Source organism: Micromonospora sp. A202 (assembly GCF_006715105.1).
In the GTDB taxonomy this organism is placed as follows: Bacteria; Actinomycetota; Actinomycetes; order Mycobacteriales; family Micromonosporaceae; genus Micromonospora; species Micromonospora zamorensis.
Genome location: NZ_VFMP01000001.1, coordinates 5689163 through 5703620, shown reverse-complemented (window position 1 = coordinate 5703620; position 14458 = coordinate 5689163). Strand labels below are relative to the sequence as shown.

The 14458-nt window shown below is 72.7% G+C and carries 11 protein-coding genes; 7 read left to right on the top strand and 4 right to left on the bottom strand.

Annotated features, from left to right (window positions below):
- Nucleotides 1-171: 171 nt before the first annotated feature.
- The 7 genes from FBZ33_RS26310 to FBZ33_RS26280 all read left to right on the top strand — a co-directional run bounded on the left by FBZ33_RS26310 (nt 172) and on the right by FBZ33_RS26280 (nt 11124).
- The gene (locus FBZ33_RS26310) at nt 172-1035 is read left to right on the top strand and encodes a TIGR00730 family Rossman fold protein (RefSeq protein WP_099848436.1); all 864 of its coding nucleotides are present in this window, start codon (nt 172-174) and stop codon (nt 1033-1035) included.
- Complete coding sequence (locus FBZ33_RS26305) at nt 1035-1580, top strand: TIGR00730 family Rossman fold protein (RefSeq protein ID WP_088950067.1); 546 nt, start codon at nt 1035-1037, stop codon at nt 1578-1580. The genes FBZ33_RS26310 and FBZ33_RS26305 overlap by 1 nt, the downstream gene beginning before the upstream one ends.
- A gap of 189 nt (nt 1581-1769) precedes the next feature.
- Nucleotides 1770-5351, top strand: coding sequence for an ATP-dependent DNA helicase (locus tag FBZ33_RS26300; protein ID WP_141911046.1), 3582 nt, complete (start codon nt 1770-1772; stop codon nt 5349-5351).
- Nucleotides 5348-8752, top strand: coding sequence for an ATP-dependent helicase (locus FBZ33_RS26295; protein WP_141911045.1), 3405 nt, complete (start codon nt 5348-5350; stop codon nt 8750-8752). Before FBZ33_RS26300 ends, FBZ33_RS26295 begins: the two co-directional genes overlap by 4 nt.
- Before the next feature lie 226 nt (nt 8753-8978).
- Nucleotides 8979-9182, top strand: a complete 204-nt coding sequence (locus FBZ33_RS26290) for a cold-shock protein (RefSeq protein ID WP_007464836.1) — start codon at nt 8979-8981, stop codon at nt 9180-9182.
- A gap of 223 nt (nt 9183-9405) precedes the next feature.
- On the top strand, nt 9406-10722 hold the full coding sequence (locus tag FBZ33_RS26285) for a DEAD/DEAH box helicase (RefSeq protein ID WP_141911044.1): 1317 nt from the start codon (nt 9406-9408) through the stop codon (nt 10720-10722).
- A gap of 201 nt (nt 10723-10923) precedes the next feature.
- Nucleotides 10924-11124: a hypothetical protein gene (locus tag FBZ33_RS26280; protein ID WP_088950064.1), complete on the top strand. Its 201-nt coding sequence runs from the start codon at nt 10924-10926 to the stop codon at nt 11122-11124.
- A gap of 108 nt (nt 11125-11232) precedes the next feature.
- Here the strand turns inward: FBZ33_RS26280 and FBZ33_RS26275 are convergent, their stop codons facing one another.
- Genes FBZ33_RS26275 through FBZ33_RS26260 form a run of 4 tightly spaced genes read right to left on the bottom strand, consistent with a single transcriptional unit; the run spans nt 11233 to nt 14403 of the window.
- Nucleotides 11233-11685: an Rrf2 family transcriptional regulator gene (locus FBZ33_RS26275; RefSeq protein ID WP_141911043.1), complete on the bottom strand. Its 453-nt coding sequence runs from the start codon at nt 11683-11685 to the stop codon at nt 11233-11235.
- 3 nt (nt 11686-11688) lie between these two features.
- Nucleotides 11689-12573 carry an ABC transporter permease gene (locus FBZ33_RS26270; protein WP_141911042.1) on the bottom strand — a complete coding sequence of 295 codons (885 nt, stop codon included), beginning with the start codon at nt 12571-12573 and terminating at the stop codon, nt 11689-11691.
- Entirely contained in the window at nt 12563-13342 is a 780-nt protein-coding gene (locus FBZ33_RS26265; protein WP_141911041.1) for an ABC transporter ATP-binding protein, read from the bottom strand. The genes FBZ33_RS26270 and FBZ33_RS26265 overlap by 11 nt, the downstream gene beginning before the upstream one ends.
- Nucleotides 13339-14403: an ABC transporter substrate-binding protein gene (locus FBZ33_RS26260; RefSeq protein ID WP_141911040.1), complete on the bottom strand. Its 1065-nt coding sequence runs from the start codon at nt 14401-14403 to the stop codon at nt 13339-13341. The genes FBZ33_RS26265 and FBZ33_RS26260 overlap by 4 nt, the downstream gene beginning before the upstream one ends.
- Nucleotides 14404-14458: the final 55 nt, after the last annotated feature.

Genomic DNA, 14458 nt, shown 5'->3' with positions numbered 1-14458 from the left:
TCGTTGTTGCTGATCACGCTGTCTCCTCCCCCGAAGGCGCGCGCCCGGGCATACCCGGTATGTGAATAGTAAGACGTACGGGGGAGCCGAATAGTTGCCCATGATCCCGAACTATTTCTCGGCGTCCCCGCCCCGCACACCCGGCCGGTGTCGCTCCACTACGGTTGCCCCATGAGCCAGAACAACGGGCGGGAGGCCGGTCGCGGTCCGGGACAGGAGCGGCACCGGGGCGCTGTCACACTGCGCAGAGGGTCGATTCCGAGCAGCACCGCCGACCAGCGGTTGCTGGATTCACGTGGGCGGGGCGACTGGAAGACCAAGGACGCCTGGCGTGCGCTGCGCATCCTCTCCGAGTTCGTCGAAGGCTTCGACACCCTCGCCGACCTGCCGCCGGCGGTCAGCGTGTTCGGCTCCGCCCGCAGCGGACCGGACAGCGCGGAGTGCCAGCTGGCCGAGCAGTTGGGCGGCGCGCTGGCCCGGGCCGGCTACGCGGTGATCACCGGGGGTGGGCCGGGGGTGATGGAGGCCGCCAACCGCGGTGCCAGCGAGGCCGGTGGGCTCTCCGTCGGGCTCGGCATCGAGCTTCCGTTCGAGCAGGGCATCAACGAGTGGGTCGACCTCGCCATCGACTTCCGCTACTTCTTCGCCCGCAAGACCATGTTCGTGAAGTACGCGCAGGCGTTCGTCGTGCTGCCCGGTGGCTTCGGAACGATGGACGAGCTGTTCGAGTCGCTCACGCTGGTGCAGACCGGCAAGGTGACCCGGTTCCCGGTCGTGCTGATGGGGGTCGCGTACTGGCAGGGGCTGCTCGACTGGATGCGCGACACGATGGCCGCCGACGGCAAGATCGGCCCGGTCGACCTGGAACTGATCTGTCTCACCGATGACGTCAACGCCGCGGTCCGGCACATCGTCGAGGCGGAGGCCGCGCTCTCCGTCGAGCAGGAAGCGGTCCGTGACGAGGCCGTCGCCCGCACCGGCGCCGACCAGCAGGCCGCCGCCGAGCAGGCCGCCGACCAGCCACGGGACAACTGATGGCGGCGATCTGCGTCTTCTGCGCCTCGTCCCGCACCCTCGACCAGCGTTGGTTGGACCTGGCCGCCGAGACCGGCGCGGAGCTGGCCCGGCGCGGGCACACGCTGGTCAGTGGTGGCGGCTGCGTCGGCATGATGGGCGCGCTGGCCGACGGTGCCCGATCCGCCGGTGGGCGCACCGTCGGGGTGATCCCACAGTCGCTGGTCGATCTGGAGGTCGCCGACCTGGCCTCGGACGAGCTGCTGGTGACCGACTCGATGGACAGCCGCAAGACCCTGATGATCGAGAAGTCGGACGCGTTCCTCACCCTGCCCGGCGGGCTGGGCACCCTGGACGAGCTGTTCGAGGTCTGGACCACCGCAACCCTCGCCCTGCACACCAAGCCGATGGTGCTGATCGACACCGACGGGTTCTACCGCCCCCTGCTGGACTGGCTCGACGCCCTGGCCGATCAGAACTTCCTCAAACCCGCCGGCCGCAACCTCCTGACAGTGACCACCACGGTCCCCGAAGCCCTGAACGCCCTAGAGTCCCGCCTAACCTGACTCCCGCCCTGCCCCCACCCCCCGGCCCGGGCGTCCTCAACCGGTTGATCATGACGTTGGCGTCACCGCCGTCGGCGTGTCGCGCCGCTAACGTCATGATCGACGGAGGTGGATGGGGTGGGGTTGGGTGGGAGGGTGGGGGTTGGGTGGGTTGGGGTGGGTGTCGTACGGGTCTGATGGGATGAGCTGATGCAGGCGTACCGGTTGGTGCGGCGGTCCGGGGGGCCGGCGCGGGGGGACGGGGCAGCGCCTTCCGGCGCTTCCGTGCCCGCCGGCAGCGCGCCCAGGGGCGGTGTCGGCGAGTCGGGTGGGCCAGAGCGCACGGGTGGGCCTGAGCGCGGGGCGCGGCCTGAGTCGGTCGCCGGGTCGGCAGGTGTGGCCGGGTCTGAGCTGGCGGCCGGGCGCGAGCTGGCCGGCGGCGGCGGTTGGCGGGTCGATCCGGTGCAGGCCGAGGTGGTCGGGCACACCGACGGGCCGATGCTCGTGCTCGGCGGTCCGGGCACCGGCAAGACCAGCACGCTCGTCGAGGCGGTCGCCGCCCGGGTGGCCGAGGGGGTCGACCCCGAACACATCCTGGTGCTGACCTTCGGCCGCCGAGGCGCGACCGCGCTACGCCAGCGCATCGAGGCCCGGATCGCCCAGGACGGCCACCGGGTGCTGCGCGAGCCGCTGGTGCGCACCTTCCCGGCGTACGCCTTCGGGTTGCTCCGCCGAGCCGCCGCAGAACGGGGTGAGCCCTCACCCCGGCTGCTCACCGGCCCCGAGCAGGATCTGATCATCCGCGAGCTGCTGAACGTGGTGGGTGAGGAGCCCGAGGACGACCCGGTCGGTTGGCCGACCGACCTGCGTCCCGCCCTGCGCACCCGGGCGTTCGCCGGTCAGCTGCGCGACCTGCTCATGCGCGCCGCCGAGCGGGGCGTGGGCCCTGTCGACCTGGCCCGGCTGGGCGAGAAGCTCGGCCGCGAGGACTGGCCGGCCGCCGCCCGCTTCCTCCGGGAGTACGTGGCAGTGCTCGCGCTGCGGGACGTCAGCAACCGGGGCTCCATCGCGTACGACCCGGCCGAGCTGGTCCGGGCGGCCACCGGGCTGCTGCGCGACGACGAGGAGCTGCTGGCCGCCGAGCGTCGCCGCCTCACCCACGTCTACCTCGACGAGCTGGCGGACACCGACCCCGCCCAGGTGGAGCTGCTCTCGGTCATCGCGGGCGGAGGCAAGTCACTTGTCGCGTTCGCCGACCCGGATTCCTCCACGTACGCCTTCCGGGGCGCCGACCCGGCCGGGGTGGCCACCTTCCCGCACCGCTTCCGGACCGCCTCCGGGGCGCCGGCCGCACAGGTGCTGCTGACCACGTCGTACCGGGCCGGGCCGGGTCTGCTCGCGGCGATCGCCCGGCTGGGTCGCCGGCTGCGCGGCCCGGCGGCGCACCGGCGGCTGCACCCGCTGCCGGACGCGCCGCCCGGGGTGGTCGAGGTGCACACGTTCCGCTCGGCGACCAGCGAGGCGGCCTGGCTGGCCCACGCGCTGCGCTCGGCCCACCTGCTCGACGGCGTGCCGTGGTCGCGGATGGCGGTGCTGGTGCGGTCCACCGCGTTGCAGTTGCCCACCCTGCGGCGGGCACTGCACGCTGCCGGCGTACCCACTGTGGTGCACGGCGAGGACCTGCCCCTGCACCTGCAACCGGCGGTCGCGCCGCTGCTGCTCCTGCTGCGCTGCGCGCTCGAACCAGACCGCCTGGACGAGGAGGCGGCGGTCGCGCTGCTGCACTCGCCGCTGGGCGGAGCCGACCCGCTGGCCGAGCGGCGGCTGCGGCAGGGCCTGCGTGCGCTCGCGCTGGCCGGCGGTGACCGACGCCCCTCCGGGGAGCTGATCGTCGAGGCGTTGCGCGACCCGACGGAGCTGGCCGACATCGACCGGCGCTGGGCGGAGCCGGCGCAGGCGGTGGCCGGGCTGCTGGCCACCGCACGGGATGCCGCCGCCCAACCAGGGGCGACCGCCGAGGACGTGCTCTGGGCGGTCTGGGACGCCAGTGGTCTCGCCGAGCGTTGGGCGGGCGCGATCATCCAGGGGCGGCCGGCGGCCGGCGAGGGAGACCTGGCCCGGCGGCGGCGGGCCGAGGCGGCCGACCGTGACCTGGACGCCGTGCTGGTGCTCTTCGACGCGGCGGCACGGTTCACCGACCGACTGCCCGGTGCCCGCACCGAGGTCTTCCTCGACCACGTGCTCGCTCAGGACCTGCCGGCCGACACCATCGCCCCGACCGCCGACCGGGGCGCGGCGGTGCGCCTGCTCACCGCGCACGCCGCGAAGGGCCTGGAATGGGACCTGGTCGCGGTGGCCGGCGTGCAGGAGGGCATCTGGCCGGACCTGCGACTGCGCGGCAGCCTGCTCGGCTCCGAGCGCCTCGTCGACGTGTTGGCGGGTCGATCGGCCGGCGGCGCAGCCGTGGCGAACGTGGTGGGTCAGACCTCGGCGTTGCTGGACGAGGAACGCCGGCTCTTCCATGTGGCCATCAGCCGGGCCCGGCACCGACTGCTGGTCAGTGCCGTGGCATCGGCCGCAGTCGGCGGTGACGACCACGAGGAACAGCCGAGCCGGTTCCTGCACGAGCTGGGCCCGACCGCACCACCCACCCCGCCACCCGGTCCACCCACCCCGCCCACCGCGCCACCCGGGCCGCGCACCGGCCCGCCGCCCGCCGACCCCACTGGCGCGACGGGAGAGGACGGGGACGGCGAGCCGGACCGCCCTGGCGCACTGCCGGTCACCCGTCCACCCCGGGCGCTCACCCTGCCGGCGCTGGTCGCCGAGCTGCGTACCGCCATCACCGACCCGGCTGCCCCCGCGGCCCGGCGGCGCGCCGCGGCGGCCGAGCTGGCGCGGCTCGCCGCCGCCGGTGTCCCCGGCGCGCACCCCGACGACTGGTGGGGGTTGCGCGGCCTCTCCGACGACCGGCCGCTGGTCGACGAGGGCAAGCCGGTGCGGGTCACCCCGTCGGCGATGGAGAGCGCCCTGCGGTGCAGCCTGCGGTGGCTGCTGGAACGGCACGGTGGCAGCGGCCCGACCAGCACGGCGCAGGGCGTGGGCAACCTGGTCCACGCCGCCGCGATGCTCGCCGAGGACGCCAGCGCCGACCGGGGCGCGCTGCTCGACTACGTGGCCGCGCGGTTCGACGCGATCGAGCTGGCGGCCCGGTGGATGGCCGGGCCGGAGCGTGAACGCGCCGAGGCGATGGTCGACAAGCTGCTGCGCTGGCTGGCCACCAACCCGCGTCGGCTGCTCGCGATCGAGCACGAGTTCGCCGTCCGCCTGGACGACCCGAACCGGCCGGTCGACCTGACCGGTCGGGTGGACCGGCTGGAGGTCGACGAGGCCGGGCGGCTCGTGGTGATCGACCTGAAGACCGGCAAGTCGACAGCTGTCACCGGCGCCGAGCTTGCCGAGCATCCGCAGCTCGGCGCCTACCAGGCGGCGGTGGAGGCGGGGGCGTTCGCCGAGTTCGGAGACGAGTCGGGAGGTGCTGCGCTGGTGCAGCTCGGCACCTCCGCCAAGGACGCCCGGGAGCAGAATCAGCCGGCGCCCGGTGAGGGGCCGGCGGCCGGCTGGGCGACCGCGCTGGTCCGGCGGACCGCCGATACGATGGCAGCCGCGACGTTCGCCGCGGTGGCCAACTCGAAGTGCCGGGTCTGCCCGGTGCGGACCAGCTGCCCGGTCTCCGGGCAGGGGCGCCAGGTGGTCGAGCCGCCAACCGTGCGACGTCCGGAGACCCCATGACCCAGCCCACCCTGTTCGGCGCGGGCCCCGCGCCGACGCCCCGGCTGGCGGACTCCGGCCCCCGCTACACACCGGTCGAGCTGGCCAAGCTGCTGCGGTTGCCGGCGCCCACCCGGGAGCAGGCCGCGATCATCGCCGCCCCGGTGGAGCCGTTGCTGGTGGTCGCGGGCGCCGGGTCCGGCAAGACCGAGACGATGGCCGCGCGGGTGGTCTGGTTGGTGGCCAACTCGTACGTGCGCCCCGAGCAGATCCTCGGGCTGACCTTCACCCGGAAGGCGGCCGGCGAGCTGGCCCACCGGGTACGGACCCGGCTCGACCAGCTGATCCGCCGCGTCGGCCGACAGGGTCGGGACCCGCTGGACGACCCGCTCGCCGGTGAACCCACCGTCTCCACGTACCACTCCTACGCGGGGCGGATCGTCACCGAGCACGGGCTGCGGGCCGGTTACGAGCCGTCCACCCGGCTGCTCACCGAGGCCTCCCGCTGGCAGTTGGTCGACCTGCTGGTGCGCAACTACGACGGTGACATGTCCGAGGTGGACCGGATGCCGAGCACCATCACCGACGCGGTGCTGGCGCTCGCCGGTGAGCTGGACGAGCACCTGGTCGCGCCGGACCAGCTGGCGGCCTGGACCGGCCGGTTCTTCGCCGAGGTGCAGTCCCGGCCGGGCCGGGTGTACGCCGACGTGCGCAAGGCGCTCACCCTCCAGCAGACCCGGCTGCGCCTGCTGCCGCTGGTGCGGGCGTACGCCCGGCGCAAGGAGGACTTCGAGGCGATGGACTTCGCCGACCAGCTCGCCCGGGCGGCCCGGGTGGCCCGGGACCACCCGGGGGTCGGTCAGATCGAGCGGGACCGTTTCCGGGTGGTGCTGCTCGACGAGTACCAGGACACCAGCCACGCCCAGGTGGTGCTGCTCAACGCGTTGTTCGGTGGCGGGCACCCGGTGACGGCGGTGGGGGACCCGTGCCAGTCCATCTACGGCTGGCGGGGGGCCAGCGCGGGCACACTGGACCGGTTCCCCACCGAGTTCGCCCGCGCCGACGGTCAGCCCGCCCAGGCGCTCGGGCTCACCACGAGCTGGCGCAACCGCCCCGAGATCCTCCGGGTGGCGAACGCGCTGTCCACACCACTGCGTGCGGCGGGTGCCCAGGTGCCGGAGCTGCGCTCCGCGCTGACCGTCCGGGACCCGATCCCACACCGCAGCCCCGGCGGCGCGGCCGGCGGCACTGTGCACTGCGCGATGCTGCCCACGTACGCCGACGAGGCCGACTGGATCGCCGACAGCGTGCTCGCGGCCTGGCGTGGGGCGGCCCGGCTGCCGGGCGCGGCCCCCGAGCACATCCCGGTGGCGCAACGCCCGACGACGGCAGTGCTGGTGCGCGTCCGCAGCCAGATCCCGGCGATCGAGTCGGCACTGCGGGAGCGCGGTCTCCCGGTCGAGGTTGTCGGGCTGGGTGGCCTGCTGGACACCCCCGAGGTACGCGACGTGGTCTGCACGCTGCGGGTGCTGGCCGACCCGACCGACGGTGCCGCGTTGCTGCGGTTGCTCACCGGCGCCCGTTGGCGGATCGGGCCGCGTGACCTGGTGGCGTTGCACAAGCGGGCCCGGGCCATCGCCAACGCCCGACGACAGGTTGCCGCCGACGACACCTCGGAGATCAGCCCCGACCTGCTGGACGAGGCGACCCTGGTGGAGGCGCTGGCCGATCTCGGCCCGGCGCAGGCGTACTCGGCGGAGGGCTTCGCGCGGCTACGCGCGTACGGGCTGGAGTTGGCGCTGCTGCGCTACCGGCTGGACCAGGCACTGCCGGACCTGATCGCGGACATCGAGCGGACCATCGGCCTGGACGTGGAGGTCGCGGTCCGGGCCGGCCGGGACGGCGCCGGCGACGCGGGCCTGGCCCGGGGTCACCTGGACGCCCTGGGGGACGTGGCGGCCCGCTTCAGCGGGGAGACCCCGGGGGCGACGCTCTCCGGCTTCCTGTCCTACCTGGCCGCGGCCGAGGACGAGGAGCGCGGTCTGGCGCCGGGCGAGGTCGAGGTGGTGGAGGGCGCGGTGCAGGTGGTCACCGCGCACGCCGCCAAGGGCCTGGAGTGGGACGTGGTGGCCGTGGCCGGGCTGAGCCGTGGGCTGTGGCCGGGTCCGGTCCGCAACTCCGACCACTGGTTGGGTGGGCTCGGGGTGCTGCCGTTCCCGCTGCGCGGCGACGCCGACGGGTTGCCCGAGCTGGCGCTCGACGAGGCGGCCGACCAGCGGGCGGTCGCCCGGGCGGTGACCGACTTCACCGACGCCTGGCGGGCCCACGACGAGCGGGAGGAACGCCGGCTGACGTACGTGGCGGTCACCCGGCCGCGCCGGCTGCTGCTCTGCTCCGGCTACTGGTGGGGGGAGGGCACGAAGCGGCCACGAGGTCCGTCGGTCTTCCTGCGTGAGGTGTACGACGCCTGCCTCGACGGCGGACCGGGGCACCTGATCGACGTGTGGGCGCCCGAGCCGACCCCGGATGCGACGAACCCGACGGCCGAGGTGGTGCTCCGCGCGGAGTGGCCGGCCGACCCGTTGGGCGGTCGCCGACCGGCACTGGCCGAGGCGGCCGGGTTGGTGCGCCGCCTGATGACCGACGGGCCGGCCTCGGTGGTCGCCGGGCCGGTCGGCTCGGTGCTGGACGGGCCGCTGGTGACCGTCGAGCCGGAGGTGGACCCGGAGGTGGCGCGCTGGCAGCGCGAGGCGGATCTGCTGCTGGCCGAACGGGCCGAGCTGACCAGGCTCTCCGGTGCGGTCGAGGTGGCCCTGCCCGGGCAGTTGAGCGTCACCCAGCTGGTGGCGTTGCGGCGTGACCCGGCCGGGCTGGCCCGTACGCTGCGCCGTCCGGTGCCGACCGAGCCCAACCCGTACGCCCGTCGGGGCACCGCGTTCCATGCCTGGTTGGAGCAGCGCTTCGGCGCCGACCGCCTGCTGGACCTGGACGAGTTGCCCGGTGCGGCCGACGCGGATGCCGCGCCCGACGAGGCGCTGGTCGAGTTGCAGGAGCGGTTCCTGGCCAGCGAGTGGGCCGACCGGTCACCGGTGGAGGTGGAGGTGCCGTTCGCCACAGTGATCGCCGGAGTGGTGGTGCGGGGGCGGATGGACGCGGTCTTCGCCCGGCCGGGTGGGCGGTTCGACGTGGTCGACTGGAAGACCGGCGCGCAGCCGACCGGGCCGGCGGCGGACGTGGCCGCCGTGCAGTTGGCGGTGTACCGGTTGGCCTGGGCGGAGCTGGCTGGTGTGCCGGTCGACCGGGTGGGCGCGGCCTTCCACTACGTCCGGCACGGCGTGACGGTTCGGCCCGCCGATCTGCTGGATGTGACGGGGCTCACGGCCATGATCGCCCAGTTGCCCGAAGATTCCGCCCAAGCTTGACCGCTGGCGGGAAAACCATGATACGTTGACCGGGTTGCAGTTTTGGTTACCAGAGACTCTGTGTGCGCCTGGCGGGATTGTGGCCCCAGGCGCTCTTTGTTGTGTCCGGAGTTCTCCGGGCGGGGCGACCAGAAGCGACAGGCGATTCGCGCATCCCCGCGCGGAGCGCTCCTCTTCGGGCACGCAACAAGTGCGAGTCCGACGTTCCGTCAAGGAGACGAAACACATGGCTATTGGCACCGTGAAGTGGTTCAACGCTGACAAGGGCTTCGGCTTCATCACCCCCGACGGCGGCGGCGCTGACGTCTTCGCCCACTTCTCGGCGATCCAGTCCTCCGGCTACCGGAGCCTGGACGAGAACCAGCGGGTCGAGTTCGAGGTGACCCAGGGCCAGAAGGGCCCGCAGGCGGAGAACATCCGCCCGCTCTGATCTTCGGATCGGCCAGCAGTACCTGTCGCGCCCTCCGGGTGTGACGGTGACGGGACCGGCCCGCCTCGCCGTCGCCTGCCTCCGCAGGTGACGGCCCGGTGGCGGGCCGGCCCGTACTCCAATCGGTTCGTGCTTGTGAGTCCTGGCTGCCTTTTTGCCGCCGGTGACAGCGCCGACTTCGGCGCCCTCCCTCGACACGTGCCGCGTCGAGGAAGGCTCCCGCATGACCACAGTTATTCCTTCTTTCGCTCATACCGGGCTGGCACCGGCGCTGCTCACCGCGTTGACCGCGCAGGGCATCAACGAGCCGTTCCCGATCCAGTCGGCGACGCTGCCCGACTCGCTCGCCGGCCGCGACGTGCTGGGCCGGGGTCGTACCGGCTCCGGCAAGACCCTCGCCTTCGGGCTTGCGCTGCTGTCCCGCACCGCCGGCCGTAAGGCCCGGCCGGGTCGCCCGCTCGCCCTGGTGCTGGTGCCGACCCGTGAGCTGGCCCAGCAGGTCACCACCGCGCTCGCCCCGTACGCCCGCGCTGTCGGGCTGCGCTGCACCACCGTCGTCGGCGGGCTGTCGTTGCAGCGGCAGGCCGACGCTCTGCGCGCTGGCGCCGAGGTGGTTGTCGCCACCCCCGGCCGGCTGCACGACCTGATCAACCGCGGCGACGCCCGGCTCGACCAGGTCGAGATCACCGTGCTGGACGAGGCCGACCAGATGGCCGACATGGGCTTCCTGCCGCAGGTCACCAAGCTGCTGGAGCAGGTCGCGCCGCAGGGCCAGCGGATGCTCTTCTCCGCCACTCTGGACGGCGGTGTGGACCGGCTGGTCCGCCGCTTCCTGAGCAACCCGGTCACCCACTCGGTCGACCCGGGCACCGCCACCGTGACGGCGATGACCCACCACGTGCTGCACGTCGACGCCCTGGACAAGCCCGACGCGTTGACCCGGATCGCCGCCCGTGAGGGCCGCACCATCCTGTTCATGGGCACCAAGCACCGCGCCGACCGCCTTGCCCGTCAGCTGCTGTCCAAGGGCGTACGCGCGGCCGCACTGCACGGCGGAAAGTCCCAGCCGCAGCGCACCCGGATCCTGGAGCAGTTCCGCAACGGCCAGGTGACCGCTCTGGTCGCCACCGACGTCGCGGCTCGGGGCATTCACGTGGACGGCCTGGACATGGTCGTCAACGTGGACCCGCCGACCGAGGCGAAGGACTACCTGCACCGGGGCGGCCGTACCGCCCGGGCCGGCGAGTCCGGCTCTGTGGTCACCCTGGTCCTGCCCGAGCAGCGTCGGGACATGTCCCGACTGATGGCCACCGCCGGCATCCGGCCCGAGTCGGTCCAGGTGCGCTCCGATGGCGAGGCGTTGGCCCGGGTCACCGGTGCGCGTGAGCCGTCCGGGGTGCCGGTGACCATCGTCGCGCCTCCGGCGCCCGCCGCTCGTGGGGGACGCGGTGCCGGTGGCACTGCCACCGATGGCGGCGCCCGCCCCACGCACCGGGCGTCGGGTCGGTCCCGCCGTCCGCGCCGCCCCCGTACCGTCTGATCTTCCGCGCCTCGACCAACCGACCGACCCGCCCCGCTTCGGCGAGGCGGGTCGGTCTGTCTTCGGCCCTGGCCGGCCAGACTTCTGAGTCGGTAATCAGCCTCTGCTCGGTCGGCTGGCCGACTGCGTCATGGCTGACCGTGGTCAAGGCTGACCACCGGGGGAAAGCCGGGCGGGGGGCCCGGCACGGGAGGGGTGACCATGGCGGGCGAAGCCGGCTCGGGTGCACTACGCGAACTGATCCTGGTGGTCGCGGTCGCGCTCGCCGGGCTGTTGCTCGCCATGGTTGCGGCCTTCGCACCCTGGCACGCCACCCCGGCGGGTAACGCTCCCGCCGGTCTGGTGGAGCTGCACGGCCCTGGCGACCAGGGCTCCGGCCCGGCGGTCGCCCACGTGGGTTGAGCAGCGACCGGCCGACCGGTGCCGGCGGAGGGGCAGGCCCGGTCAGGATCGGTACGAGATGTGGTCGGGTCGGCGGGGCACAGACCCGACCACATCACCTCCGTCGTTTCACGAGGTGGTGGGGGCGTGGTCGGTCGAGTTGCGGGTGAGCAGGTCGGCCAGGGTGGTGCTGTCGACCACCGTGGCGATCGCCCCGTGCACCGCCAGCCAGACGTCGGTGAGGCCGGCGGCCACTCCGTGATAGCCGGCCCGATCGGCCGGCAGACCGCGGACCGTCGTGAGCGAGCCGCCGACCGCACGCAGCACGTCGCCGACGGTGATCTCGTCGGGTGGGCGGGTCAGCGCGTACCCGCCGTCGGCGCCGCGATGGCTGTGCAGCAGACCGGCCCGGCGCAGGTCGAGCAGGATGCCCTGCAGGAAGCTGAGCGGGATGTCCTGCACCTCGGCCAGGCTGGCCGCCTTCACCAACTCACCGACCCGGTCGCCGTCACCGCCACCACCGGCGGCGGCGACGGCGAGCATCGCCCGGAGCGCGTAGTCGCTGCGCGCGGAGACGTACACCGGTCAGTTGCCCGCCTGGTCGAGTACGCCCCAGCGACGCCGGATGGCCTTGTCCGCCGCGCCGAACGCGGCGTCCACCACTATGCCGACGACCAGGATAACGATCATGACGGCCATCAGCCGTTCCGCATCCGAGAAATCCCTGGCGTAGGTGAGCTGAGCGCCGATCGACGTCCGCGCGGCGATGACCACGAGCAGTTCACCGGCCATCAGACTGCGCCACGCAAAGGCCCAGCCCTGCTTGAGGCCGGCGACGATCGCGGGCAGCGCGGCGGGCGCGATGACGTATCGGTACAGGTTGAGACCTCGGGCACCCAGGTTGCGGCCGGCGCGCTTCAGCAGCGGCGGGACGTAGTCCACGCCATGGATGACACCATTGGCGATGGACGGCGCGGCACCGAGCACCACCACGAAGAAGATCGCCTGTTCGCTGAGGTTGAACAGCAGGATTGCCAGGGGGAACCAGGCAATCGACGGCATCGTCTGCAGCGCCGTGATCATGGACCCGATGGCTGCGCGGAGCACCTTCGACCGAGAGACGCCGAGGCCGAGCAGTAGTCCGACGACTACTGCGGCGGCAAAGCCGAAAACCGCACGTCGTGCCGTGGTGGCCAGCCCGTCCCAGAGCGCCTGACTCATGAAGTAGTCGGCGAGGTCGGCGAAGACCGGCCCCGGGCCGGGCAGGGCCCACGGCTCCTTCCAGCCGGTCCAGACCACTGCCTGCCAGATTCCGATGGCGATGGCCAGCGCGGCGAGCTTGGGCCAGGTGGCCGCCCAGATCCGGGCGCCCCGGGAGACCTCCTTGTCCCGGCCGGCGATCTCCAGCGCGTCGAGGCCGGAGATCTCCGCGTCGGTACGCGCCGAACTGGTGAGGGTGTCACTGGCCATGGCGGCCCACCTCCGTACGGAGCCGCTCGGTGACGTCGGCGGCGATGGCGGCGACCTCGGGGGAGTCGATCCGACGAGGGCGCGGGATGTTCACCTCGGTGGAGTAGATGATCCGACCGGGTCGGCTGGAGAGCAGGATGATCCGGTCGGCCAGCCGGGCCGCCTCGCGGACGTTGTGCGTCACGAAGAGCACCGAGAGCTTGCGCTCGGACCAGATGCGTTCCAACTCGTCGTGCAGGATGTCCCGGGTCATCGCGTCCAGCGCACCGAACGGCTCGTCCATCAGCAGCACCGGAGTGTCCAGGGCCAGGGTGCGGGCCAGCGCGACCCGCTGCCGCATCCCCCCGGAGAGCTCGTGCGGGCGCTTGCGGCCGAAGTCGGCCAGGTGCACCGTCCGTAGCAGTTCGGCCACCCGCTTGCGCCGCTCGGTCCGCGGCAGCCGGCGCAGCTTCAGTGGCACCTCGACGTTGCCGTCGACGGTCAGCCACGGAAACAGCGCCGGCTCCTGGAACATCAGGCCCGGGTTGGCCTCGCCAGCCAGGGTGATCTGCCCGCCGCTGGGCTGGTCCAGCCCGGCGACCAGGTTGAGCAGGGTGCTCTTGCCGCAACCGGACGCGCCGACCAGGCAGACGAACTCGCCGGGAGCTACGTCCAGCGACACACCGTCCAGGGCCAGGACGGCGTTCGCCCCGCGCCCGTACACCTTTGTCACGCCGGAGAGCGCGACCGCTGTGGTCGCGCTCTCCGGCGTCGTCGTGGTCGACGTCATGGCTGGACGACCTCGGGCTTGCCGGCCGCCTTGAGTGCGTTGTTGAGGTACTTCAGGTCGTACAGGCCCTTGAGGTCGACCGGTTCGGTCAGCTTGACCTCGACGGCGTGGTCGAGGCCGGCCTTGAGCGAGGTCGCGATCGGGTCGTTGGTGAATTCCAACGTCGGCCACGCCTGCTTGATGAGCTTCAGGTCCAGCGGCTTTCCGGTGATCTTGCCGATCGCCTCGGAGATGGCCTGCTGAGCTTCCTCGGGCTTGGTGTTGACGAACTCGTTCGCGGCCACCTGACCGTCGACCAGCTTCTGCACCACGTCCGGGTGTGCCTTGAGGAACTTCGTGCTGACCAGCAGGTTGGTGATGACGAACTTCTTGTCCGGCCACAGGTCGCGCTCGTCGACGAGCACCTTGCCGCCGGCGTTGACCAGGCGGGAGACGAACGGCTCAGGCACCCAGGCACCGTCGATCGCGCCGCTGTTGAACGTCTCAACCGTCTGGGCGTTCTCCTGCGGGACGATCTTGACGTCGCCGCCACCCTCCTTGGTGGTGGTCAGACCCTGCTGCTTGAGCCAGTAGCGGATCGCCACGTCCTGGGTGTTGCCCAGCTGCGGGGTTGCGATCTTCTTGCCCTTCAGGTCCTGCGCGCCGGCGATGCCGGGCTTGACCACCAGCGCCACGCCGCCGGAGGCCGCGCCGGAGATGACCCGGACGGCCTCACCCTTGGACTTGGAGAAGGCGTTCACTGTCGGGTTCGGACCGATGTAGGTGGCGTCCAGCGCCCCGGAGAAGACGGCCTCGATGGCGGCCGGGCCGGCGTTGAAGGTCTTCGGGTCCAGCTTGACGTCGGCGCCGAGCTTCTCGGCGAAGATGCCCTTCTCCACGCCGACGACGGCCGGCGCGTGCGTGATGTTGGGGAAGTAGCCGAGGCGCAGCGTCACCGGGCCGGAGCTGCCGCCCGTGCCCTCGCTGTCGTCGCCGCACGCGGCGGTGCTGCCCAGGGTCGCCGCACCGAGGGCGGCGAGAGTGGCCAGGGTGACCAACCGGCGCATGGGAAGCCGTCTCATCGTCCATCCAATCCGCAGTATTCCTACTTAGTTGGTAGGAAGACTGGGCCAGGCC